Source organism: Gordonia liuliyuniae, assembly GCF_021739025.1.
GTDB lineage: Bacteria > Actinomycetota > Actinomycetes > Mycobacteriales > Mycobacteriaceae > Gordonia > Gordonia liuliyuniae.
In genome coordinates this window covers 375,409-395,500 of sequence record NZ_JAKKOT010000006.1, presented here as the reverse complement: position 1 = coordinate 395,500, position 20,092 = coordinate 375,409, and the positions used below count along the sequence as shown (strand labels likewise).

The window sequence follows — 20,092 nt, the reverse complement described above, 5'->3', positions numbered from 1 at the left end:
GAAACTGAGATGGAAGCATTCACTACGCACACCGGAATCGGAGTTCCGTTGCAGCGCAGCAACGTCGATACCGATCAGATCATCCCCGCCGTCTACCTCAAGCGAGTGACGCGGACCGGCTTCGAAGACGGTCTGTTCTCGAGCTGGCGCACCGACCCTGGATTCATCCTCAACAACGAGCCATGGTCGAACGGGTCCGTCCTGGTCGCCGGGCCCGACTTCGGAACTGGATCGTCGCGCGAGCACGCCGTCTGGGCGCTCATGGACTTCGGATTCCGGGTCGTCCTCTCCTCGCGGTTCGCCGACATCTTCCGCGGCAACTCCGGGAAGGCTGGACTTCTGGCCGCGCAGGTCGAGCAGTCGGACATCGAGCTGCTGTGGAAGCGGCTCGACGCCGAACCCGGCCTGGAAGTGACCGTCAGTCTCGAGGAGATGACGGCCGCCGCGGGCGACCTAGTCGTCCCGATCCAGGTGGACGACTACACGCGCTGGCGTCTGATGGAAGGCCTCGACGACATCGGCTTGACCTTGCGTGAGGTGGACCGCATCACCGAGTACGAGCAGCGTCGTCCGTCGTTCAAACCGGTGACCCTCTGACCGCTGCCCCATCCGCCGACCCCCGTCGCGACGCCGAATGCGGTGTCGCGGCGGGGGTTCGGCGTCGAACAGTCTCCAGAACTTTTCGGAGAGTCTGTGTGATCCCCGACATATTTTCCTCTACCGTGTGACATAGCTGGCGAGCCGAGTCGGCGTGATCCGCGGAGGTTTGAATGAACAAGGCAGAACTCGTCGAGGAATTGGCAAAAAGCCTCGACGCTGATCGAAAGACGGCGAACGCCGCCGTCGAGCACATGATCGACGCCATCGTCCGCGCCGTGCACAAGGGCGAGAGCGTGACGATCACTGGCTTCGGGGTGTTCGAGAAACGCAAGCGCGCAGCTCGTGTCGCCCGGAATCCGCGCACCGGCGAGACCGTCAAGGTCGCCGCCACGCAGGTCCCGTCGTTCCGGCCGGGAGCGCAGTTCAAGGCCATCGTCTCCGGCGACCAGAAGCTGTCCGCAGGTCAGCCCGCTGTGAAACGTGCTGCCCCCGAAGCGGCGCCGGTCAAGGCCGCAGCGAAGAAGACGGCAGCAAAGAAGACAGCAGCGAAGAAGACAGCAGCGAAGAAGTCAGCGGCTAAGAAGACGACAGCCGCGAAGAAGGCCCCAGCCAAGACGGCCCCAGCGAAGAAGACCGCAGCCAAGACGACAGCCGCGAAGAAGACCCCAGCCAAGACAGCCCCAGCCAAGAAGACCGCAGCAAAGAAGAAGTGACCTCGCGCGAGCTCAGTCTGCGAGCGGACTCGGGATGTGGTCGGCCGCGACCAGCCGCTCGCCTCGCAACGTCAACACCCATACGCTGCCTTTCCGGTTCCGGGAGGCTGGCAGTGTGACGCCGTCCCGCTCAGCCCACCGGGACAGCACGGGCGGGATCACCTTCCCCTGACTGCAGACGACGCGTACTGCGCCCTTCTTTCCGGCGAGTGCGAGCAGTCGTCGGTACGCGGCCTCGGGGTCGGCCGCGTAGGCCTCTTCGGTGAGCGCCGACTCCACGCTGACGGGCCTGCGGAGCGCTTCGGCCAGCGGTTCAAGGGTTTGGACGCAGCGCAAGCGGTCGGCGGCGTGCAGGTGATGCGCGCCGAACAGTCCGAGGAGATCCGTCAGAGCCGCAGCCTGGCGACGGCCCTCGGCGTCGAGCGGACGGTCCCGATCGTCGCCGTGGAAAGCCGCGCGCCTGCCCGCTTTCGCGTGTCGCGCCAGTAGCATCGTGCGCAGTTCGTCGACCGGCTGGGATGCGAAGGCACGCAGTACTTTCCGGTCGGCGGCATAACTGACCAGGCCGATCGCGTCGGACACCGACAACCAGCGCAGCGCGTCGCACTCGTGATTGGCGACGAACTCGCCGCCGGTCGCGGCGACCGACCAGTAGCCGACCTTCTTGCGTGCACCCGACCCGAGCGTGTACTCGACGGTGATGAGGCGGTGGCCCATCCGGATCTCGTAACCGGTCTCCTCGACGAGTTCGCGCGCCGCGGTGGTCACGAGTAGCTCGCCCGGCTCGGCCTTGCCCTTCGGCAGCGACCAGTCGTCGTATCGGGGCCGGTGGACCAGCGCTACCTCGAGGTCGTCGCCGCGCCCGTGGTCGCAGTGGCGCCAGAGAACGCCACCGGCCGCCCACACGACCTTCTGCGAGGACGAGGACATCGGGCTACTTCGGCTCCACGTTGCGGCGGGTACGCCGAGCCATCCGACGCTGGTGGTCACGGACTTCCTCGCCTGCGGCCGGCCGCGCCTCCCACCGGCCCTCGGATCGCAGTTCCCAGCAGCGGGTACGCGAGTCCATCGCGGAGTCGAAGATGTCCTGCAGGTCAGCGACGAGACGATGATCGCGTACTTGGACCATCACCTCCACGCGTCGGTCGAGGTTGCGGTGCATCATGTCTGCGCTGCCGATCCAGTACTCGTCCTGTGCCCCGAAGTGCAGGATGCGCGAATGTTCGAGGAACTGGCCGAGGATCGACCGAACGACGATGTTCTCGCTGAGTCCGACGATTCCCGGTTTGAGCGCGCAGATGCCGCGGACCACGACGTCGACGGGCACGCCTGCACGCGACGCGCGATAGAGTGCGTCGATCACCTGCTCGTCGACGAGGGCGTTGGCCTTGAGTTGGATGCGGGCGCGTGCGTCCCCGTTCTCGAAGGCACGGATCTCACCGTCGATCCGGTCCACTATTCCCGTGCGGATACCGGCGGGCGCGACGAGGAGATTGCGATACTCCTGCTTGCGTGAGTATCCGGTCAACGTGTTGAACAGGTCGGTCAGGTCGGCTCCGACCTCCGGCGCCGCGGTGAACAGGCCGACGTCCTCGTAGAGGCGCGCCGTCTTCGGGTTGTAGTTGCCGGTGCCGATGTGGCAGTAGCGGCGGATCGTGGAACCCTCGCGCCGTACCACCAGGCACGTCTTGCAGTGCGTTTTGAGGCCGACGAGTCCGTAGACCACGTGGACGCCCGCCTGCTCCAGTTTGCGTGCCCACTTGATGTTGGCCTGCTCGTCGAATCGTGCCTTCAACTCGACGAGGGCGACAACCTGCTTGCCTGCTGCCGCCGCGTCGATCAACGCGTTGACGATCGGTGAGTCGCCCGACGTTCGGTACAGCGTCTGCTTGATAGCGAGGACGTGCGGGTCGGCGGCGGCCTGTTCGATGAAACGTTGGACGCTCGTCGAGAACGAGTCGTACGGGTGGTGGACGAGGACGTCGCCGTCACGCAGCGTCGAGAAGATGCTCTTGGGCGTCTCCCGCTCGCCGAACGCGGGATGCGTCTTCGGGACGAACGGTCGCTCCTTGAGGGCAGGCCGGTCGAGGCCGTACACCTGCCAGAGGGCGGTCAGGTCGAGGAGGCCGGGGATCTGGACGACGTCGACGGCGGCGACGTCGAGTTCACGCAACAGCATCTCGAGCATGTGCTCGGTCATGTCGTCGCCGACTTCGAGGCGGACCGGCGATCCGAAACGCCTGCGCGCCAACTCGCGTTCGAGCGCCTGCAGGAGGTCCTCGTCGCGATCCTCGTCGACCTCGAAGTCGGCGTTGCGGGTCACCCGGAACAGGTGGTGGTCGACGACGTCCATGCCGGGGAACAGTTCGGAGAGGTTCGCCGCGATCAGCTTCTCCAACGGCAAGAAGAGCACCGGGGCGGGAGTGTCCTCACGCCCGCGGTCGGAGTCGCCGGTCAATGTGTCGACCCGGATGAACCGGTTGACGTTGTCGGGCACCTTCACGCGCGCGAAGTGCTCGCTGCCCTCGATGCGATCGCGCACGGTGACGGCCAGGTTGAGACTCAGGCCGGAAATGTACGGGAACGGGTGTGCGGGGTCGACGGCCAGCGGTGTCAGCACCGGGAACAGTTCGTTGTGGAAGTGCTGTCGCAGCCGGGACTGCTGCTCCGGTGTCAGCTCGGTCCATTCGACGAGGCGGATGTTCTCGGCCTCCAACGCGGGCGCCACCGAGTCGATGAACACGCGCGCGTGCCGGTCGGCGATCTTCTGCGACCGGGACGCGATCATCTGCAGTTGCTCGCGCGGCGAACGGCCGTCCGCCGACCGCACGCTGAGGCCCGTCTCGTCGCGGCGTTTGAGCCCCGCGACGCGGACCATGAAGAACTCGTCGAGATTGGACGCGAAGATCGCCAGGAACTTGGCGCGTTCGAGGATCGGCATCGATTGGTCCTCGGCCAGCGCCAGGACTCGCGAGTTGAAGTCGAGCCAACTCAGTTCCCGGTTCAGGTAGCGGTCCACCGGAAGGTCTGCGTCGACCTCGGGTGTCGCCGTCTCGGCGGGCAGAGCAGACGGCAGCGCGGTCAGGGAAGCGGTCTCGATGTCGTCGGCGGTACTCACCGGTTCATTGTGCCGCATCCGTGGCGTGGTGTCCTGCCGAACAGATCGGTGTCAGCGGTGTGGCGGGCGAGGGCCGCCTGGGTACGCGGACCGAGCCCGAGACCGACTGCGACGGTGAGGTCGTCCGGGGTATCGATGTCGGTGCGGAGGTCGGCCCAGCGCCGTCGCTCCGGATCGAGTTCGACGGCGCCCGCATCGCGGTGGCGGCGCGCCGAATCGATCCCGAAGCGGGGCGTGAAACCCGATGTCGCGACGAGCAGGACGGTGCCGTTGCCCGACCGGTCGGCCACGAAGGCCGCCGGGGCGCCGGTCAGCGCGCGGGCCGCGTCGTCGAGCGCGGCGGCGAGCGAGTCGGGGCGCAGCGCGGGCAGGTCGGCCTGCAGATACGCGGTGCGACCGACCGGCGCCGCGCCGTGCACGAGCGCGGCGTTGAGCGGGGACAGTCCCGCGGTCGGCTCGGGCTCGTCGACGGGCCTCGCGCCGCGGGCGGCGACGAGCCGATGCACGTCCGGGTCGGGGCTGACGACCACGGCGTCGGCTCCGACGGTGGCGACAGCGTCGAGTGTGTCGACGAGCATGGCCGACACCAGTGCGGGACGGTCGGCGTCCTCGGGGAGCGGAGTCAGCCGCGACTTGGCGTCCGACAACGACTTCACCGCGAGGACCACCGTGCACCGGGGCGGCGTCGACGCTGGAATGGGCATGGCAACCATGGTGCAGCACCGGGGACGTCGACGGGTAGATCGGGTCGACGCGAACCGGGCACGAGTACGGCGGCATGGCTTACGCTGGACGCACTCTCGTGTGGACCGGTGGAGGAGTTGCGTGTGCGTGCAGTGGTGATGGGATCCGGCTCGTGGGGGACCGCGGTGGCGAAGGTGTTGGCGGATGCCGGGAACGACGTCGTGATGTGGGCTCGCCGACCCGAGCTGGCCGAGCAGATCAACACCGGTCACGTGAACGGCGACTATCTGCCGGGCATCGAACTGCCGCAGTCGTTGCGGGCAGTCAGTTCACCGAGGGAAGCACTCGCGGGGCGCGAACTCGTCGTGTGCGCCGTTCCGTCGCAGTCGTTGCGGGACAACCTGTCCCAGTGGCTCGACGACTTGCCGCCCGACGCGATCCTGCTGTCGCTGGCCAAAGGCGTCGAAGTCAGCAGCGGCAAACGGATGAGCGAGGTGATCGCCGAGGTGACCGAGTTCCCGGCCGAGCAGATCGCCGTCCTCTCCGGCCCGAACCTGGCGCGGGAAGTCGCGCAGGGGCAGCCCGCGGCGACCGTCATCGCGTGCGCCGACGAAGACCAGGCCAAGCGGGTGCAGGCGGCGTTCGCGACCGGCTACTTTCGGCCGTACACCAACACCGACGTCGTCGGATGCGAGATCGGCGGCGCGGCCAAGAACGTCATCGCGCTCGCGTGCGGTGTCGCGTCGGGCCTCGGATACGGCGAGAACACGTTGGCGACGATCATCACGCGCGGACTCGCCGAGACCATCCGGCTCGGTGTCGCGCTCGGCGCCGACATCACGACGCTCGCCGGCCTCGCGGGAGTCGGCGACCTCGTCGCGACCTGCTCGTCGCCGCTGTCGCGCAACCGCACATTCGGCGCGCGGCTCGGTGAGGGCGCGAACCTCGACCAAGCGCAGGCGGCGACCAACGGCCAGGTGGCCGAGGGGGTGAAGTCGTGCCGGTCGGTGCGGGCACTCGCGCAGACGCACGGTGTGGAGATGCCGCTCACCGAAGCGGTCTACCTGCTCTGCCACGAGGGGATGACCGTGCAGGACATGGTGACCAACCTATTGGGGCGGTCCACCAAACCTGAGGTGTACGGCCCCGTCTAGCCTGCGTCCAGCCTCGCCTACTTCCCGAAGTCGAGCGGCGCGCGGGTCAGCTTCTGGGCGATCAGCGTCGAGACATCGGTGATCGGAGCGTTGCCCGACCCGGAGGGCAGCCACATCGCGACGTACGGGCGGTGGTCGACGCTGACGTACGCCTGCCCCCGCCCGTCGACGGTGTCGGTCATGAACCACTGGATCGCGTCGATGACCTGCAGTCCGCTGGTGGGGGCCAGTCCCTCCGGGCGTGCCACACCGCAGCGGACGACGATCGGGTCGGAGCCGTCCATACTCCAGCGGACAGTGGTGCCGTCGACGGACTTCCCGCCGTAGTCGCCGAGGGTCTCGGGCAGCGCGTCGAGGAACGCAGGACACTTCTGTGCGCCCTCGCCCTGCGCCGTCGAATACTCGTCGACGGGGATCGGGCCGGAGTCGGGGCGAGTTGAGAACTTGAAGGCCGCGAAGGCGATGAACACGCCGATCACCACAACGGGAACGGCGACCAGGGTCGCGATGAGCGCGGGGCTCAGCGGTGAGCGCTGACCCTCGTCCGGAGTCTCGGCTTCTGGTGTGTCGGCCATGGGTGTCAGGATAGCCAGCGCCGCTGTGTGACCCCGCTCGCCAGTAGGATCGGGCTGGTGCAGACAGTCAGCGAGGTCGGCGAACGGCGATTGATCGCGATGTTCACCGAGGCGGCGGCATCGACCGACGACGATGTCGTGATCGGTTCGGGCGACGACGCCGCGGTGTTCACCGCGCAGGGGCCGGTGGTGGTCAGCACGGACACCGCAGTCGCGGGACGGCACTTCCGGTTCGACTGGTCGTCGCCGGAACAGATCGGCGCCCGCGCGGTGGTGCAGAGTGCCGCCGACATCGCGGCGATGGGCGGTCGCCTCACCGGGGTGACCGTCTCACTCGGCTGTCCGCCGGAGACGCCCGTCGACCGTCTGCTCGCCGTCAACTCCGGCATCGTCGACCAGACGCACGCCTACCGTGCACGTGTCCTCGGCGGCGACCTCGTGTCGGCGCCTGCCGTCGTCATCACCGTCACGTCGATCGGGGTGCTCGACGACGTCGCACCGGTCACGCTCTCCGGTGCCCGCGCAGGCGAGGTCTTGGCCGTCAGCGGACCGCTCGGCGGTGCGGCGGGCGGACTCGCGGTACTTTCGGCCGTCGAGCACGGGGCGGATCCCGCACTCATCGACCGACATCCGGTGGCATTGGCCGCCTACCGTCTGCCCCAACCGGATCTGGTCGCCGGGCCGCGAGCCGCGGCCGCGGGCGCGACGGCGATGACCGACGTGTCCGACGGCCTCGTCGAAGAACTCGTGACGTTGGCGGCGTCGTCGAGCGTACGGCTGGACGTCGAGTCGGCGCTGGTGCCCCGCGTCGCCGGTCTCGACGCGGTCGGCGAGGATCTCGCGGTCGACCCGGTGCGCTGGGCGCTCGGCGGCGGCGAAGACCACGTCCTGCTGGCGGCGTTCGCTTCGGGCACGGTGCCCGCAGACTGGACGCCCATCGGGGTCGCGTCGGCCGGTAGCGGCGCGTTCGTCGACGGCGAGCCAGTCGGATCGATCCGCGGCTGGCAGTCGTTCACCCAGACGTGATCGATGTGGCGTGCCAGTGATTAGATGCACTCATGGCTGTCTATGCGCTCGGCGATCGTGAGCCGACCCTCGGTGAAGACGTGTTCATCCATCCCGACGCGACGGTGATCGGCGCCGTCACGTTGGGTGACGGAGTCTCGGTGTGGCCGGGCGCGGTCCTGCGCGGCGACTACGGGACCATCACCGTCGGCGCGCGCACCAACATCCAGGACGGCACCGTCGTGCATTGCACGTTCACCGAGCCGACGGTGATCGGCGAAGGATGCGTCGTCGGCCACAACGCGCACGTCGAGGGCGCCGAGATCGGCGACGGCTGCCTGATCGCCTCCGGATCGGTGGTGTTGAACGGGTCGACGGTGGGTGCGGGTTCGATCATCGGCGCCGGCGCAGTCCTCGCGTACGGCGCGACGGTGCCCGAGCGGTCGATGGCGCTCGGCGTGCCCGCGAAGGTTCGCGAAGGCCACGTCGTTCCGGAGGGGCATCTGGCGGCGAACACCGAACTGTACTACCAGAACGCCCAGTTCTACCGGGCCAACCTGCGCCGGATCGACGGATGAGCCCCAAGCCGCTCGCTGAACTGCTCGATCCCGGCTGGGCGCAGGCGTTGACGCCGGTCGCCGAGCAGATCACCGCGATGGGCGAGTTCCTGCGTGCCGAGAACGAGGCGGGCCGCCGGTACCTGCCCGCGGGCGCGAACGTGTTGCGGGCGTTCACCCAGCCGTTCGACGAGGTCCGGGTGCTCATCGTCGGACAGGACCCGTATCCCACGCCGGGACACGCCGTCGGCCTGAGCTTCTCCGTGGCGCCTGACGTGCGACCGGTGCCGCGCTCGCTGCAGAACATCTACACCGAGTACTGCGACGATCTCGGTCACCCTCGACCGTCGACCGGTGACCTCACCCCGTGGGCGCAGCAGGGCGTCCTCCTGTTGAACCGGGTCCTCACGGTGATGCCCGGTGAGCCCGCATCGCACCGGAACCGAGGCTGGGAGATCGTCACCGAGTGCGCGATCAAGGCACTCGCCGCCCGCGACGAGCCGCTCGTCGCGATTCTGTGGGGCAACGATGCGCGCAAGCTCACTGCGTGGATGCCCGACGTGCCGACCATCGAGTCGGCGCACCCGTCGCCGCTGTCCGCGTCGCGCGGCTTCTTCGGTTCGAAGCCGTTCAGCCGTGCGAACGAGGAACTGCTCGACCTCGGCGGAGATCCGGTCGACTGGCTGCTGCCGTGAACCGGCGCTAGCGCACCGACCCGAAGTCGGGTGCGCGCTTCGCGATGAACGCGTCGACGCCCTCGATGCCTTCGGGCGTCGACGACAGTCGCGAGATCGACTGCGCTTCTGCGGTCAGGTGGTCGGTGAGCGTCCGGCCTGCGGAGTCGTGGACCAGACGGCGGATCGCGGTCATCGATCCGCGCGGCCCGGCGGCGAGCTGGACGGCGGTCGCGCGTGCGGTGTCGGTGACGGCGTCGTCGTCGACGACCTCGGCCAGCAGGCCCAAGTCGAGCGCGCGCTGGGCGTCGATGATCTGGTCGGTCATGATGATGTGCCGTGCACGAGCCGGGCCGACGGCGCGCGGGAGCGTCCACGACATGCCGCAGTCGGGAGACAGGCCGATGCCCGGGTATGCCGGACGCATCTTGGTCGTAGTCCCGCCGATCGCGATGTCGGCGTGCAGCGCCATGCTCATCCCTGCGCCTGCGGCCCACCCGTTGACGGCGGCCACGACGGGCAGCCCCGTCTCGTACAGCACGCCGATCAGGTGGTGAAGGTCGTCGGCGAGGCCGCGAAGGTATTCGGCGCGGTCGTCCGCCGCGGCGAACGCGCCGACGTTCCCGCCCGCGCAGAAGTTCTTGCCGGTCGATGCGAGCAGGATCGCGCCCGCGTCGACCTGGCCGCGCGTCACCCGGCCGAGTTCGGCGGCACCGGCGAGCGCCAGGTCATGGTCGAGTGCCGTCCCGTTGTCGGCGGTGGCGAGCGGGAGCGTCAGCACACCGTCGTCGAGGGTGATCACGTCACTGGGGGAGGAAGTCATGAGAAGACCTTATCGAGCGAGCGTTCGGCAGCCGATTCTGGTCCACTCGCTCGATCAGCGGATCGGGATCGATCAGCGTATGGCGGTCTGCGGGAGGGGTGCGAACACAGCGATCGCCGCCCGGTGAACCGGACGGCGATCGTGGAAAGCTGGGTAGCGCAGTGATCCTCAGACGGAGGCCTTGCCCGCCTTCAAGCAGGAGGTGCACACGTTCTTGCGCTTCTTGTTGCCCGGGGCGACCTCGACACGCACAGACTGGATGTTCGGGTTCCAGCGGCGGTTGGTGCGCCGGTGCGAGTGCGAGACCGACTTGCCGAATCCGGGGCCCTTGCCGCAAACGTCACAAACGGCAGCCATAGCGAACTCCCTTGGTAGAAAATGGTCTGGTCTCTTCGCCCACACGGCGCGTGAGCTATCACGCAGCCGCAATAGGCAACCCGACAAGAGTAACCCGCGATCGGGTCCGCGCCAAATCCTGGCCGTCCGGTCGAGTGAGCTGTATCGATGTCCGACGGCACCGGTAACCTCGGACACGACTCTACGTTTCGGGGGTGGACTAATGGCCTACGGCGGTACCGCGGTCAATCCGCAGTTCATCCGCGACTGGGCGCTCGCATGCGCGGACGGTCTCGCGGCCTCACGCGGCGAGATCAACGATCTGAACGTGTTCCCGATCCCCGACTCCGACACCGGCAGCAACATGGCGAACACCATGGCCGGAGCGGTCAGCGCGCTCGACGACGTCGCGGCGGACGCCGATCTGCAGACGGTCACCCGCGCGCTCGCCGACGCCGCGGTCATGAGCGCTCGAGGCAATTCCGGGATCATCCTCGCCCAGCTGTTCGTCGGGCTCGCCGACGCCGCAGATCTCGCCGTCGCCGAGAACGATCTCGGCTTCAACCGGCTGTGCATCAACGGACTCCGGCTCGCCGCGTTGTCGGCTCGACGCGCGGTCGCCGAACCCAAAGAGGGTACCGTCCTGACGCTGCTCACCGTGGCCGCACAGACGGCGTCGGACAGCGCCGCCCGCCCGCCGGCCGACCTCGTGCGCGCGGTCGCCGAGAACTCGGCCGAAGCGCTCGATCTCACGACCGATCAGTTGCCTGAACTGACGAAGGCCGGGGTCGTCGACGCGGGCGCCCGCGGCTTCCTGGTGCTCGCCGACGCGCTCGTGTCGGTCGTCACCGGCGTCGCCAACAAGCGCCGCGTCTACCGCGGTTCGCTGAGCGGTCCGGGCGGACTGCAGATCGGCGACTGTTCGGCCGACGGCGACACCGCTTTCGAGGTGATGTACCTCCTCGACGGGGCGGACGCCGCACTGATCGCCGGATTGCGCGACCGTCTCGGCGAGCTGGGGGACTCCGTCGTCATCGTCGGCGACAGTTCGACGGGGTCCGAACAGTTCTCCGTCCACGTCCACACTGACGAGCCAGGCGCCGCAGTAGAGGCGGGCCTCGCACTCGGCGCGGTCCGGGACATCCGGATCAGCTGTTTCATGCTCGACGCCTACCGCGCTGCGCCCGGCGCGAACGAGCCGCCGCCCCGGTTCAAACGAGCCGTCGTGGTCCTCGTGCGGGGCGACGGTGCGGAAGAGCTGTTCACCGCGGCGGGCGCATCCGTCGTGCGCGCCGACCACGGTGTCCACCCGTCGACGCTCGGTGAAGCGATCCGAGCCACCGACAGTGCGCACGTCGTCGTCATGGGCAACGGGATGATGTCGTCGCAGGACCTCGTCGCCGTCGGCGCGCACGCCCGGTCGACGCAGCGGTCGGTGGTGTTCCTGCCGACGATGTCGATGGTGCAGTGCCTGTCGGCGCTCGCCGTCCACGATCCCGGCGGAGAACCCGACGTCGACGCGTTCGCGATGGCCGAAGCCGCCGCGGCCACCCGGTGGGGTTCGCTCGTCCGGTCGACATCGAAGATCATGACCCTCGCGGGCACCGCCGAGATCGGCGACACGCTCGGACTCATCGGTTCCGACGTCCTCGTCATCGCGAAGGAGCAGTCGCAGGCGGCGACCGCGCTGCTGGACCTCATGCTCTCGACCGGCGGCGAGATGGTCACCGTCCTCGCGGGCTCCGATCTCGCCGACGAGGCGCGGACGGCGATCGTCGAGCACGTCCGCGCCCACTATCAGGGCATCGAGTTGGAGGTGCACGAGGCGGGCCAGACCTCCCATCTGCTGCAAGTGGGGGTCGAATGATGCTGACGACAGCGTCGCCGCTCACCGACTCGTCGATCGATCCGAAACTCATCACGAAACTCGCTGGGCTCGAGCTGACGACCGTCGGCGAGCTTCTCCGGTACGTCCCGCGCCGCTACATCCGGCGAGGCCAAGTGTCGGCGACTGAACGCCCGGAGCCCGATGAGTGGATCACCGTCATCGGGCGCATCGAGAAGTCGCAGATGATCGCGATGAAGCGGCGGTACGGCAAGTTCCTCAAGATCGTCGTCAACGACGGTCAGAACCGCTACGAGGCGAGCTTCTTCAACGCGAAGTACATCCAACGGGTACTGGTGTCCGGGGTGCGGGTGGCTCTCGCGGGCAAGGTCAAGTACTTCAACAACCAGATCCAGCTGTCGCACCCGGACTGGCTGGTGCTGCCCGACGACAAGATGGACGTGCACGGCACGTCGATGATGGCCGAGCTTCTCGCCGACGAGCGCGGCGGTGCAGCCGACGACGGTGCTGATGGTCCGGAGGCGTTGACTGGCACCGCCGACGACGTCGAACACTTCAGCCGCGCGATCATCCCGATGTACCCCGCCACCCGCGACGTCCAGACGTGGGAGATATGGCGCGCCGTCCGGCAGGTCGTCGCCGACACCGTGCCCGCCGCCGATCCGTTGACCGGCGAGCAGCGAAGCGCTCGTGGATTCATCACCAGCGATGAAGCGATCCGGCACATCCACCTGCCCGACACGATGGACCAGGTGGAGCAGGCCAGGGACCGACTCAAGTTCGATGAGGCGCTCGCGGTGCAGACCGCTCTTGCGCAGCGTCGCGCCGACCTCGGCGCCGAGGTGGCGATCGGTTGTCCGCACGTGCCGGGCGGGCTCGAAGACCAGCTCGCCGAACGACTCCCGTTCGAGCTGACCGGCGGCCAGAAGACGGTGCTGTCCGAGATCGGCGACGACCTCGCCGTCGACCACCCGATGAACCGTCTCCTGCAGGGCGAGGTGGGTTCCGGCAAGACCCTCGTCTCGCTGCTGGCGATGCTCCGCGTCGTCGACAACGGACACCAGTGCGCGATACTCGCACCAACCGAAGTCCTTGCCGCCCAGCACTATCGGACAGTCATGACGATGCTCGGCGACCTCGCGCGCGGCGGTGAACTCGGTGGCGCCGACGGGGCGACCCGCGTCGGCCTGCTCACCGGGTCGCTCGGGACCGCCGCGAAACGGCAGACGCTCCTGGACGCGGTGACCGGCGACTCCGGCATCATGATCGGCACTCATGCACTCCTGCAGGGGAACGTCGAGTTCTTCGACCTCGGCATGGTGGTCGTCGACGAACAGCATCGCTTCGGCGTCGAGCAGCGTGACGTGCTGCGCGGCAAAGGACGAGAGGACCGGCGCCCCCACTTCCTCGTCATGACGGCGACGCCGATCCCGCGAACCGTGGCGATGACGACGTTCGGCGACCTCGACACATCGGTGATGACCGAACTTCCGCGCGGGCGGCAGCCGATCAAGACGACCGTCGTCCCGATGAGCAAGCCCGCCTGGGTCGACCGGGTCTGGGAGCGGGCGAACGAGGAGATCGACGCCGGCCGACAGGTGTACGTGGTGTGCACCCGGATCGGCGACGAGGAGTCGAACAAGAAGACCTCTGGGAAGAAGGCCACCGGGAAGAGCACGCGGGCGAAGGCCGAGGAGAAGGAGGACGACACCGTCTCCGTCCTCCAACAGGCACAGATGCTCGAGACTGGTCCGCTCGCCGCACGTCGGATCGCGGTGCTGCACGGCCGGATGCACCCGGACGACAAGAACGACGTGATGGACGCGTTCACCCGCGGCGACGTGGACGTGCTCGTGGCCACCACCGTCATCGAAGTCGGCGTCGACGTGCCGAACGCGACGACCATGGCGATCGTCAACGCCGAACGCTTCGGGGTCAGTCAACTGCACCAGTTGCGCGGCCGCGTCGGCCGCGGCCGGCATGCCGGGCTGTGCCTGCTGATGACGGCGGCGCACGACCTGTCGGCGTCGATGGAACGGCTGAAGGCCGTCGAAGCGTCGAACGACGGGTTCGAGTTGGCGATGGTCGACCTACAGCAACGTCGTGAAGGCGACATCCTCGGTGCGCTCCAGTCGGGCGGTAAGTCGTCGCTCAGCTTCCTCTCGCTCATCGACGACGTCGACGTGATCGCCGACGCTCGCGACCTGTCCGAATCGATCGTCGACGCCGACCGTGACCTCACCGACCATCCGGCCCTGGCCGACCTGGTCCGCGCCGTGCTCCTGCCGTCCCGTGCGGAGTATCTCGAGAAGTCGTAGCCGGGCTCGGGAACCGCACGTCGGCCTCGCGCGTCTGACTCTAAGGGGAGGACGTGATGCGGTGGAGGGACTGGCGGGCACGCCGACGTGGCGGCGCGGCCCGGTTGACGGTCGGACAGTGGGGCGGGTTGGCGGTGTTCGCCCTGCTGGCGGTCCTCGTCGCGGTGGGTGTCGGTCCGCCGCGCGGCGACGGCCCGCGCGTGCCCGCCGCCCGTGTCTCGCAGGCGTCGACGGCGTTCGCGGCTCTGACCGTGGTCCCGGCCAGGCCGCCGCACGACTCTGCCTACGACCGCGGCGCGTTCGGAACGGCGTGGACCGACGCCTCTGCTGCACCGGGCGCGGGCAACGGCTGTGACACCCGCAACGACATCTTGGCCCGCGACCTGACGGTGTCCGGACGGGTGTCGATCGATTCGTGTCCACGCGCGGTGTCGTCGGGCGTGTTGACGAGTCCGTACACGGGTCGGTCGGTCGTCTTCGAGCGGGGACGTTCGTCGGCTGCGGTGCAGATCGACCACGTCGTTCCGCTCGCGTACGCGTGGGACATGGGCGCCAACGACTGGCCGCGCGAGCGGCGTACCGCATTCGCGAACGATCCGGCGAATCTCGTCGCCGTCGACGGGGGCAGTAATCAGGCCAAGTCGGACGCCGAGCCGGCCGTGTGGATGCCGCCGCTCGACGGCTTCCGCTGCCAGTACGCGGTGCAGTTCGTCACGGTGCTGGGCGAGTACCGTCTGCCGGTGGACGAGCCGTCACGTTCGGTCCTCGGCGCCGCCTTGGACACGTGTTGACGCCCGCAGACGCTAGCGCCGAGCGCCGAGCGCCGCTAGCCGAGCATCTTCTTCATCTCGTCGATCTCGGTCTTCTGGGTGTCGACGATGCTGCGGGCCATCGCGACGGCTTCCGGATTCTGCCCGTCGTCGATCTCGGTCTGAGCCATCGTCACTGCGCCCTCGTGGTGCCCGATCATCTGCTGCAGATACAGGCGGGCGGCGTCCTCACCGGGGGCTGACTTGAGCTTCGCGAGGTCGGCGTCGGACACCATTCCGTCCATGTGGTGTCCGCTCATGTCGGCGTCGACCGGGGCGCCCCAGTCGCCGAGCCATCCGGTGAGCTGCTGGACTTCGGGCGCCTGCGCGGACTTGATCGACTCGGCGAGCTCCCGGACGTCGTCGGGTACCCCGTCCTTGGCGAGAAGGATGTCGCTCATCTGCACCGCCTGCAGGTGGTGGGGGATCATCATCTGCGCGAACATCACGTCGGCATCGTTATGCGTGCCCTGCGCCTGCTCTCCGGAGGACGCGGGCATCGACATCGAGGTCATCGACCCGTGGCCCTCGTGACCGTTGTTCGCCGAATCGTTCGAGTCGGAGCAAGCTCCGAGGACGGCGACGGCCGCCGCCACCGCCACGCCGCAGACGATCGTGCGGGCGGTCATCGGCTGGGGCTTCTTCATCGGGGCCTTCGTCATCGGGGCATCCATCAGGCGGACCTCTTCTCTCGCGGCATCGGTTCCTCACCGAGTCTTCCCGAAGAACTGACGGATTCGGTGCGACGTCTCCTCAAGATCTCCTCAAGGCCGCCGACCGTCATGATGGATGTCATGAAACACACCGACGCCGCGGATCGTGCAGCCGGACCCGCGCGAGACTTACGGGCGATGGTCGTCGACGACGAGCCCGACCTCGCGCGACTCGTCGCGTCATACCTGGAACGCGACGGATTCGAGGTCGCGGTGACCGGGGACGGGGTGCAGGCCGTCGACCTCGCGCGCAGCGTCGATCCCGACCTGATGGTGCTCGACCTCGGTCTGCCCGGGCTCGACGGCGTCGAAGTGTGCAGGCGGCTGCGCGAGTTCTCCGACGCGTACGTGGTGATGTTGACCGCGCGTGCCGACGAAGTCGACACCCTCATCGGACTGTCGGTCGGCGCCGACGACTACCTGACGAAACCGTTCAGCCCGCGCGAATTGTCTGCCCGCGTCCAGGCGCGGATCCGTCGTCCCCGCGCAGGTCTCGGCGGGCCCCGGACGGTTCGGACAGACCGCGAGACACGGGTGTTCGGTGACCTCACGATCGACGTCGCCGCACGCGTGGTGACGGTGGCCGGTTCGCCGATCCACCTGACCCGGACGGAGTTCGACGTCCTCGCCGTCCTGTCCGCTGATCCCGGTGTGGTCGTCACACGCAGTGCGCTCATCGACGCCGTCTGGCGGACCGGGTGGGACGGAGCCGACCACCTCGTCGACGTCCACATCGGGCATCTGCGTCGCAAACTCGGCGACGACGCGGCACGCGGGCAGTATGTGACGACCGTTCGCGGCGTCGGCTACCGGATGGGCGCAGGCCGATGACCAGCCCGCAGCGGGCGAGATTCGGCACCAGGCTGTTCCTCGGGACGACTCTCGTCGTGCTCGTCTGCCTGGTGACCGCGACCGTGGTCGCGGTCGTCATTGCGCCGGGCATGTTCCACGAGCACCTCCATCAGGCGGGCATCTCGGGTGATGACGGACTGACCGACCACATCGAGATGGCTTTTCGCGGCACGCTCCTGCGTGCGTGGGCGCCCGCAGCGGCAGCCGCCGTCGTGGTGGCGATCGCCCTCAGCTGGTGGGTGGCCCGTCGCGTGGAGCGTGCGGTCGGGGAGTTGTCGACGTCGACGGGTCGGATCGCCGCAGGCCGCTACGAGACGCGCGTCGACGCGTCCGGACTCGGACGGGAGTTCGCCGAGCTCGCCGACGCCGTCAACGAACTCGCACGACGCCTCCACGAGACCGAGACGACGCGGCGCCGGATGGTCGCCGACCTCGGACACGAGATGCGGACCCCGATCGCGACCATCGAATCGCACTTGGAGGCCGTCGAGGACGGTGTCCGTGCCGCCGACGCGGACACGATCGGCGTCCTCCGGACGGGCACGCAGCGTCTGCGCCGTCTCGCCGAGGATTTGAGCGCGGTGTCCCGCGTCCAGGAGGGGATCGTCCAGGAGGGGATCGACCGGATCCGGCCCGAACCGACGGGTGCACGACGCCTCGTGGACGCGGCGGTGGCCGTCGCAACTCCCTCGTACGATGCCGCGGGGGTCGCGCTCGCCGCGACCGGAGACGACATCCCGCTGACCGTCGACCCCGCACGGGTGGGGCAGGTCCTCGGAAACCTGTTCGACAACGCCCGCAGGCACACGCCGCCCGGCGGCACCGTCACCGTCACCACGACTCACCACGGACCCGACGTCGTCTTCACCGTCGCCGACACCGGCTGCGGGATAGCAGCCGAGCACCTCTCGCACGTCTTCGACCGGTTCTACCGCGCCGACGACGCCCGCACGAGGCGCGACGGCGGCAGCGGGATCGGCCTGACCATCGTCCGTGTCCTCGTCGAGGCACACGGCGGATCGGTGACGGCCTCCAGCGCCGGACCTGGCGCCGGCGCGGTGTTCACGGTGACGCTCCCCGCCGCGGGACCGGCCAGCGCCGAACCGTCGGACCGCCCCGCTAACCTGGACTCATGAGTGCACCCACCGACACCGACGTCGTCGCCGTCGTCACCGGACTCGCGGCCGCAGCGCAGAAGGCTTCGCGAGGCCTCGCCACGCTGACCACCGCGCAGAAGGACGCTGTTCTCCTGGCCGCAGCCGACGCCATCGATGCGGCCGCGGACGTGATCCTCGCCGCCAACGCCGAGGACGTCGACCGTGCGGAGACGGCGGGGACCGAGGCCGCGCTGATCGATCGCCTCCGGCTCACCCCCGAACGCGTCGCGGGCATCACCGGCGGGCTCCGCCAGGTGGCCGCGCTGCCCGATCCGGTCGGGCAGGTCGTATCGGGCAAGACGCTCCCGAACGGTCTCGACCTCCGCCAGATCCGGGTGCCGTTGGGCGTCGTCGGCTTCGTCTACGAGGCGCGTCCCAACGTGACCGTCGACGGGTTCGGCATCGCGTTCAAGTCGGGCAACGCCGTGCTGCTCCGCGGGTCATCGTCGGCGGCCAGCTCGAACGCGGCACTCGTCGACGTTCTGCGCGGAGTGCTGTCCGACAACGCGGTCAGCGCCGACGCCGTCGCGCTGCTGCCCAGCGAGAGCCGCGGCAGCGTCACTGCGCTCATTCAGGCCCGCGGGCTGGTCGACGTGGTGATCCCGCGAGGCGGAGCCGGCCTGATCTCGGCTGTCGTCCGTGACGCCACCGTCCCGACCATCGAGACCGGCACCGGCAACTGCCACGTCTACGTGCACGCCGACGCCGACATCGACATCGCCACCCGCATCGTCCTCAACGCGAAGACCCGCCGACCCAGCGTGTGCAACACCGTGGAGTCGGTGCTCGTCGACAAGGCGATCGCCGCCGACGCGCTCGCGCCGTTGACGTCGGCGCTGCAGGCGCAGGGCGTCGTCATCCACGGCGACGAACCGGGCATGGAGCCCGCCACCGAAGAGGACTGGCACCGCGAATACCTGTCCCTCGACATCGCGGTGAAGGTCGTCGACGGACTCGACGAGGCGATCGACCACATCGACACCTACGGCACCGGCCACACCGAGGCGATCATCACCAGGTCGCTGCAAGCGGCGCAAGAGTTCACCGCGCGCGTCGACGCTGCCGCCGTCATGGTGAACGCGTCGACGGCTTTCACCGACGGTGAGCAGTTCGGTTTCGGCGCCGAGATCGGCATCTCGACGCAGAAACTACACGCCCGCGGGCCGATGGGCCTGACCGAGTTGACCTCCACGAAATGGCTTGTGTGGGGCGACGGACAGGTGCGTCCCGCATGAGCGGCGACGACATAGTTCCCGCGTTCACCGGCGCAGCCGACGTCACCGCGCGTCTCGCCGAGACCGGGTATCTCGCCGACGGTCCGACGTCGACCACGACGTTCCTCGCCGACCGACTCGGCAAGCCGCTCCTCGTCGAAGGCCCTGCGGGCGTCGGCAAGACCGAGCTCGCTCGCGCCATCGCGCAGGCGACCGGAGCCGAGCTGATCCGGCTGCAGTGCTACGAGGGCATCGACGAGGCGCGCGCCCTCTACGAGTGGAACCACGCCAAGCAGATCCTGGCGATTCAAGCCACGGACAACCGGGACTGGGACGCGACGAAGAACGACATCTTCTCCGAAGAGTTCCTCCTCGCGCGGCCACTGCTGACGGCGATCTCGCGCACCGAGCCGACCGTGCTGCTGATCGACGAGATCGACAAGGCCGACGTCGACATCGAAGGTCTGCTCCTGGAGGTGCTCAGCGACTTCGCGATCACCATCCCGGAGATGGGGACGGTGAGGGCCGCACGTCGGCCCATCGTGCTGCTCACCTCGAATGCGAACCGTGAACTGTCGGAGGCGTTGAAGCGGCGCTGCCTGTACCTGTACATCGACTTCCCGGACGCGAACCTCGAACGCGAGATCCTCGCCTCCCGTGTCCCGGACCTGCCGCAGAAGGTCGCCGAAGAACTCGTGCGCGTCGTCGGCGTGCTGCGCGGACTCGACATCAAGAAGAAGCCGTCCGTCGCCGAGACCATCGACTGGGGCAACACGCTCCTCGCGATGACCGCCGGGAGCGGCGCGGCAGGCGACGAGTCGGCCCTGGAGGCCATCAAGGGCGGACGACTCGACGAATCGCTGATCGCCAAGACCCTCGGCGTCGTCCTCAAGCACCGTCCCGACGTGACCACCGCGATCCGCGAACTGAAGCTGGGCTGAGGC

Annotated in this window: 20 protein-coding genes; 13 read left to right on the top strand and 7 right to left on the bottom strand. The window is 68.5% G+C overall.

Annotated features, from left to right (window positions below; translation table 11 throughout):
- The first annotated feature begins 9 nt into the window (after window positions 1–9).
- Both leuD and L5G28_RS15085 read left to right on the top strand, forming a co-directional pair.
- On the top strand, window positions 10–597 hold the full coding sequence (gene leuD / locus L5G28_RS15090; protein ID WP_236998729.1) for a 3-isopropylmalate dehydratase small subunit: 588 nt from the start codon (window positions 10–12) through the stop codon (window positions 595–597).
- Window positions 598–770: 173 nt separating this feature from the next.
- Entirely contained in the window at window positions 771–1,313 is a 543-nt protein-coding gene (locus L5G28_RS15085; protein WP_236998728.1) for an HU family DNA-binding protein, read from the top strand.
- A gap of 12 nt (window positions 1,314–1,325) precedes the next feature.
- On the opposite strand, the gene L5G28_RS15080 is transcribed toward L5G28_RS15085, so the two are convergent.
- Genes L5G28_RS15080 through cofC form a run of 3 tightly spaced genes read right to left on the bottom strand, consistent with a single transcriptional unit; the run spans window position 1,326 to window position 5,135 of the window.
- Window positions 1,326–2,243: an NUDIX hydrolase gene (locus tag L5G28_RS15080; RefSeq protein ID WP_236998727.1), complete on the bottom strand. Its 918-nt coding sequence runs from the start codon at window positions 2,241–2,243 to the stop codon at window positions 1,326–1,328.
- Window positions 2,244–2,247: 4 nt separating this feature from the next.
- Window positions 2,248–4,449 (bottom strand): RNA degradosome polyphosphate kinase, encoded by a 2,202-nt coding sequence (locus L5G28_RS15075; protein ID WP_237002219.1) that lies wholly within the window; start codon window positions 4,447–4,449, stop codon window positions 2,248–2,250.
- Window positions 4,428–5,135, bottom strand: coding sequence for a 2-phospho-L-lactate guanylyltransferase (cofC, locus tag L5G28_RS15070; RefSeq protein ID WP_237002218.1), 708 nt, complete (start codon window positions 5,133–5,135; stop codon window positions 4,428–4,430). Before cofC ends, L5G28_RS15075 begins: the two co-directional genes overlap by 22 nt.
- Window positions 5,136–5,258: 123 nt before the next feature.
- Here cofC and L5G28_RS15065 point away from each other — a divergent pair, with 123 nt between their 5' ends.
- Window positions 5,259–6,269 (top strand): NAD(P)H-dependent glycerol-3-phosphate dehydrogenase, encoded by a 1,011-nt coding sequence (locus L5G28_RS15065; protein WP_237002217.1) that lies wholly within the window; start codon window positions 5,259–5,261, stop codon window positions 6,267–6,269.
- A 17-nt stretch (window positions 6,270–6,286) separates the two neighbouring features.
- On the opposite strand, the gene L5G28_RS15060 is transcribed toward L5G28_RS15065, so the two are convergent.
- Window positions 6,287–6,844, bottom strand: coding sequence for a DUF3515 domain-containing protein (locus L5G28_RS15060; RefSeq protein WP_237002216.1), 558 nt, complete (start codon window positions 6,842–6,844; stop codon window positions 6,287–6,289).
- A gap of 57 nt (window positions 6,845–6,901) precedes the next feature.
- Between L5G28_RS15060 and thiL the strand changes: the two genes are divergently transcribed.
- The 3 genes from thiL to L5G28_RS15045 are packed head-to-tail and all read left to right on the top strand — an operon-like array spanning window position 6,902 to window position 9,101.
- Window positions 6,902–7,870, top strand: coding sequence for a thiamine-phosphate kinase (gene thiL, locus L5G28_RS15055; protein WP_237002215.1), 969 nt, complete (start codon window positions 6,902–6,904; stop codon window positions 7,868–7,870).
- Between the two features lie 32 nt (window positions 7,871–7,902).
- A complete protein-coding gene (locus L5G28_RS15050; RefSeq protein ID WP_237002214.1) occupies window positions 7,903–8,427 on the top strand; it encodes a gamma carbonic anhydrase family protein in 525 nt (174 codons plus the stop codon).
- Window positions 8,424–9,101, top strand: a complete 678-nt coding sequence (locus L5G28_RS15045; protein WP_237002213.1) for a uracil-DNA glycosylase — start codon at window positions 8,424–8,426, stop codon at window positions 9,099–9,101. The genes L5G28_RS15050 and L5G28_RS15045 overlap by 4 nt, the downstream gene beginning before the upstream one ends.
- A gap of 7 nt (window positions 9,102–9,108) precedes the next feature.
- On the opposite strand, the gene L5G28_RS15040 is transcribed toward L5G28_RS15045, so the two are convergent.
- Together L5G28_RS15040 and rpmB are read right to left on the bottom strand one after the other, a co-directional pair.
- Window positions 9,109–9,903 (bottom strand): enoyl-CoA hydratase/isomerase family protein, encoded by a 795-nt coding sequence (locus tag L5G28_RS15040; protein WP_237002212.1) that lies wholly within the window; start codon window positions 9,901–9,903, stop codon window positions 9,109–9,111.
- Window positions 9,904–10,071: 168 nt separating this feature from the next.
- Window positions 10,072–10,260, bottom strand: coding sequence for a 50S ribosomal protein L28 (rpmB, locus tag L5G28_RS15035; protein ID WP_236998718.1), 189 nt, complete (start codon window positions 10,258–10,260; stop codon window positions 10,072–10,074).
- 202 nt (window positions 10,261–10,462) lie between these two features.
- Between rpmB and L5G28_RS15030 the strand changes: the two genes are divergently transcribed.
- From L5G28_RS15030 to L5G28_RS15020, 3 genes are read left to right on the top strand one after another with little or no spacing between them, the layout of a single operon-like run.
- Entirely contained in the window at window positions 10,463–12,106 is a 1,644-nt protein-coding gene (locus L5G28_RS15030; protein WP_237002211.1) for a DAK2 domain-containing protein, read from the top strand.
- On the top strand, window positions 12,103–14,403 hold the full coding sequence (gene recG / locus L5G28_RS15025; RefSeq protein ID WP_372477237.1) for an ATP-dependent DNA helicase RecG: 2,301 nt from the start codon (window positions 12,103–12,105) through the stop codon (window positions 14,401–14,403). Before L5G28_RS15030 ends, recG begins: the two co-directional genes overlap by 4 nt.
- Before the next feature lie 56 nt (window positions 14,404–14,459).
- The gene (locus L5G28_RS15020; protein ID WP_237002210.1) at window positions 14,460–15,194 is read left to right on the top strand and encodes an HNH endonuclease family protein; all 735 of its coding nucleotides are present in this window, start codon (window positions 14,460–14,462) and stop codon (window positions 15,192–15,194) included.
- A gap of 35 nt (window positions 15,195–15,229) precedes the next feature.
- Here the strand turns inward: L5G28_RS15020 and L5G28_RS15015 are convergent, their stop codons facing one another.
- Entirely contained in the window at window positions 15,230–15,874 is a 645-nt protein-coding gene (locus L5G28_RS15015; RefSeq protein WP_237002209.1) for a DUF305 domain-containing protein, read from the bottom strand.
- A gap of 132 nt (window positions 15,875–16,006) precedes the next feature.
- Here L5G28_RS15015 and L5G28_RS15010 point away from each other — a divergent pair, with 132 nt between their 5' ends.
- Genes L5G28_RS15010 through L5G28_RS14995 form a run of 4 tightly spaced genes read left to right on the top strand, consistent with a single transcriptional unit; the run spans window position 16,007 to window position 20,089 of the window.
- The gene (locus L5G28_RS15010) at window positions 16,007–16,756 is read left to right on the top strand and encodes a response regulator (RefSeq protein ID WP_308191982.1); all 750 of its coding nucleotides are present in this window, start codon (window positions 16,007–16,009) and stop codon (window positions 16,754–16,756) included.
- The gene (locus tag L5G28_RS15005) at window positions 16,753–17,913 is read left to right on the top strand and encodes a sensor histidine kinase (RefSeq protein WP_237002208.1); all 1,161 of its coding nucleotides are present in this window, start codon (window positions 16,753–16,755) and stop codon (window positions 17,911–17,913) included. Before L5G28_RS15010 ends, L5G28_RS15005 begins: the two co-directional genes overlap by 4 nt.
- The gene (locus tag L5G28_RS15000; protein WP_237002207.1) at window positions 17,910–19,169 is read left to right on the top strand and encodes a glutamate-5-semialdehyde dehydrogenase; all 1,260 of its coding nucleotides are present in this window, start codon (window positions 17,910–17,912) and stop codon (window positions 19,167–19,169) included. The genes L5G28_RS15005 and L5G28_RS15000 overlap by 4 nt, the downstream gene beginning before the upstream one ends.
- Window positions 19,166–20,089 carry an AAA family ATPase gene (locus L5G28_RS14995; protein WP_237002206.1) on the top strand — a complete coding sequence of 308 codons (924 nt, stop codon included), beginning with the start codon at window positions 19,166–19,168 and terminating at the stop codon, window positions 20,087–20,089. The genes L5G28_RS15000 and L5G28_RS14995 overlap by 4 nt, the downstream gene beginning before the upstream one ends.
- The last annotated feature ends 3 nt before the right edge of the window (window positions 20,090–20,092 follow it).

Bases quoted from the DNA above. Each gene is read 5' to 3' on its own strand.
- L5G28_RS15000 (WP_237002207.1), top strand. From the start codon at position 17,910: ATGAGTGCACCCACCGACACCGACGTCGTCGCCGTCGTCACCGGACTC.
- recG (WP_372477237.1), top strand. From the start codon at position 12,103: ATGATGCTGACGACAGCGTCGCCGCTCACCGACTCGTCGATCGATCCG.
- L5G28_RS15045 (WP_237002213.1), top strand. From the start codon at position 8,424: ATGAGCCCCAAGCCGCTCGCTGAACTGCTCGATCCCGGCTGGGCGCAG.
- L5G28_RS15060 (WP_237002216.1), bottom strand. From the start codon at position 6,844: ATGGCCGACACACCAGAAGCCGAGACTCCGGACGAGGGTCAGCGCTCA.
- L5G28_RS15030 (WP_237002211.1), top strand. From the start codon at position 10,463: ATGGCCTACGGCGGTACCGCGGTCAATCCGCAGTTCATCCGCGACTGG.
- rpmB (WP_236998718.1), bottom strand. From the start codon at position 10,260: ATGGCTGCCGTTTGTGACGTTTGCGGCAAGGGCCCCGGATTCGGCAAG.
- L5G28_RS15050 (WP_237002214.1), top strand. From the start codon at position 7,903: ATGGCTGTCTATGCGCTCGGCGATCGTGAGCCGACCCTCGGTGAAGAC.
- L5G28_RS15040 (WP_237002212.1), bottom strand. From the start codon at position 9,903: ATGACTTCCTCCCCCAGTGACGTGATCACCCTCGACGACGGTGTGCTG.
- L5G28_RS15080 (WP_236998727.1), bottom strand. From the start codon at position 2,243: ATGTCCTCGTCCTCGCAGAAGGTCGTGTGGGCGGCCGGTGGCGTTCTC.
- L5G28_RS15015 (WP_237002209.1), bottom strand. From the start codon at position 15,874: ATGACGAAGGCCCCGATGAAGAAGCCCCAGCCGATGACCGCCCGCACG.
- cofC (WP_237002218.1), bottom strand. From the start codon at position 5,135: ATGCCCATTCCAGCGTCGACGCCGCCCCGGTGCACGGTGGTCCTCGCG.
- L5G28_RS15020 (WP_237002210.1), top strand. From the start codon at position 14,460: ATGCGGTGGAGGGACTGGCGGGCACGCCGACGTGGCGGCGCGGCCCGG.
- leuD (WP_236998729.1), top strand. From the start codon at position 10: ATGGAAGCATTCACTACGCACACCGGAATCGGAGTTCCGTTGCAGCGC.
- L5G28_RS15075 (WP_237002219.1), bottom strand. From the start codon at position 4,449: ATGCGGCACAATGAACCGGTGAGTACCGCCGACGACATCGAGACCGCT.
- L5G28_RS15010 (WP_308191982.1), top strand. From the start codon at position 16,007: ATGAAACACACCGACGCCGCGGATCGTGCAGCCGGACCCGCGCGAGAC.
- L5G28_RS14995 (WP_237002206.1), top strand. From the start codon at position 19,166: ATGAGCGGCGACGACATAGTTCCCGCGTTCACCGGCGCAGCCGACGTC.
- L5G28_RS15085 (WP_236998728.1), top strand. From the start codon at position 771: ATGAACAAGGCAGAACTCGTCGAGGAATTGGCAAAAAGCCTCGACGCT.
- L5G28_RS15005 (WP_237002208.1), top strand. From the start codon at position 16,753: ATGACCAGCCCGCAGCGGGCGAGATTCGGCACCAGGCTGTTCCTCGGG.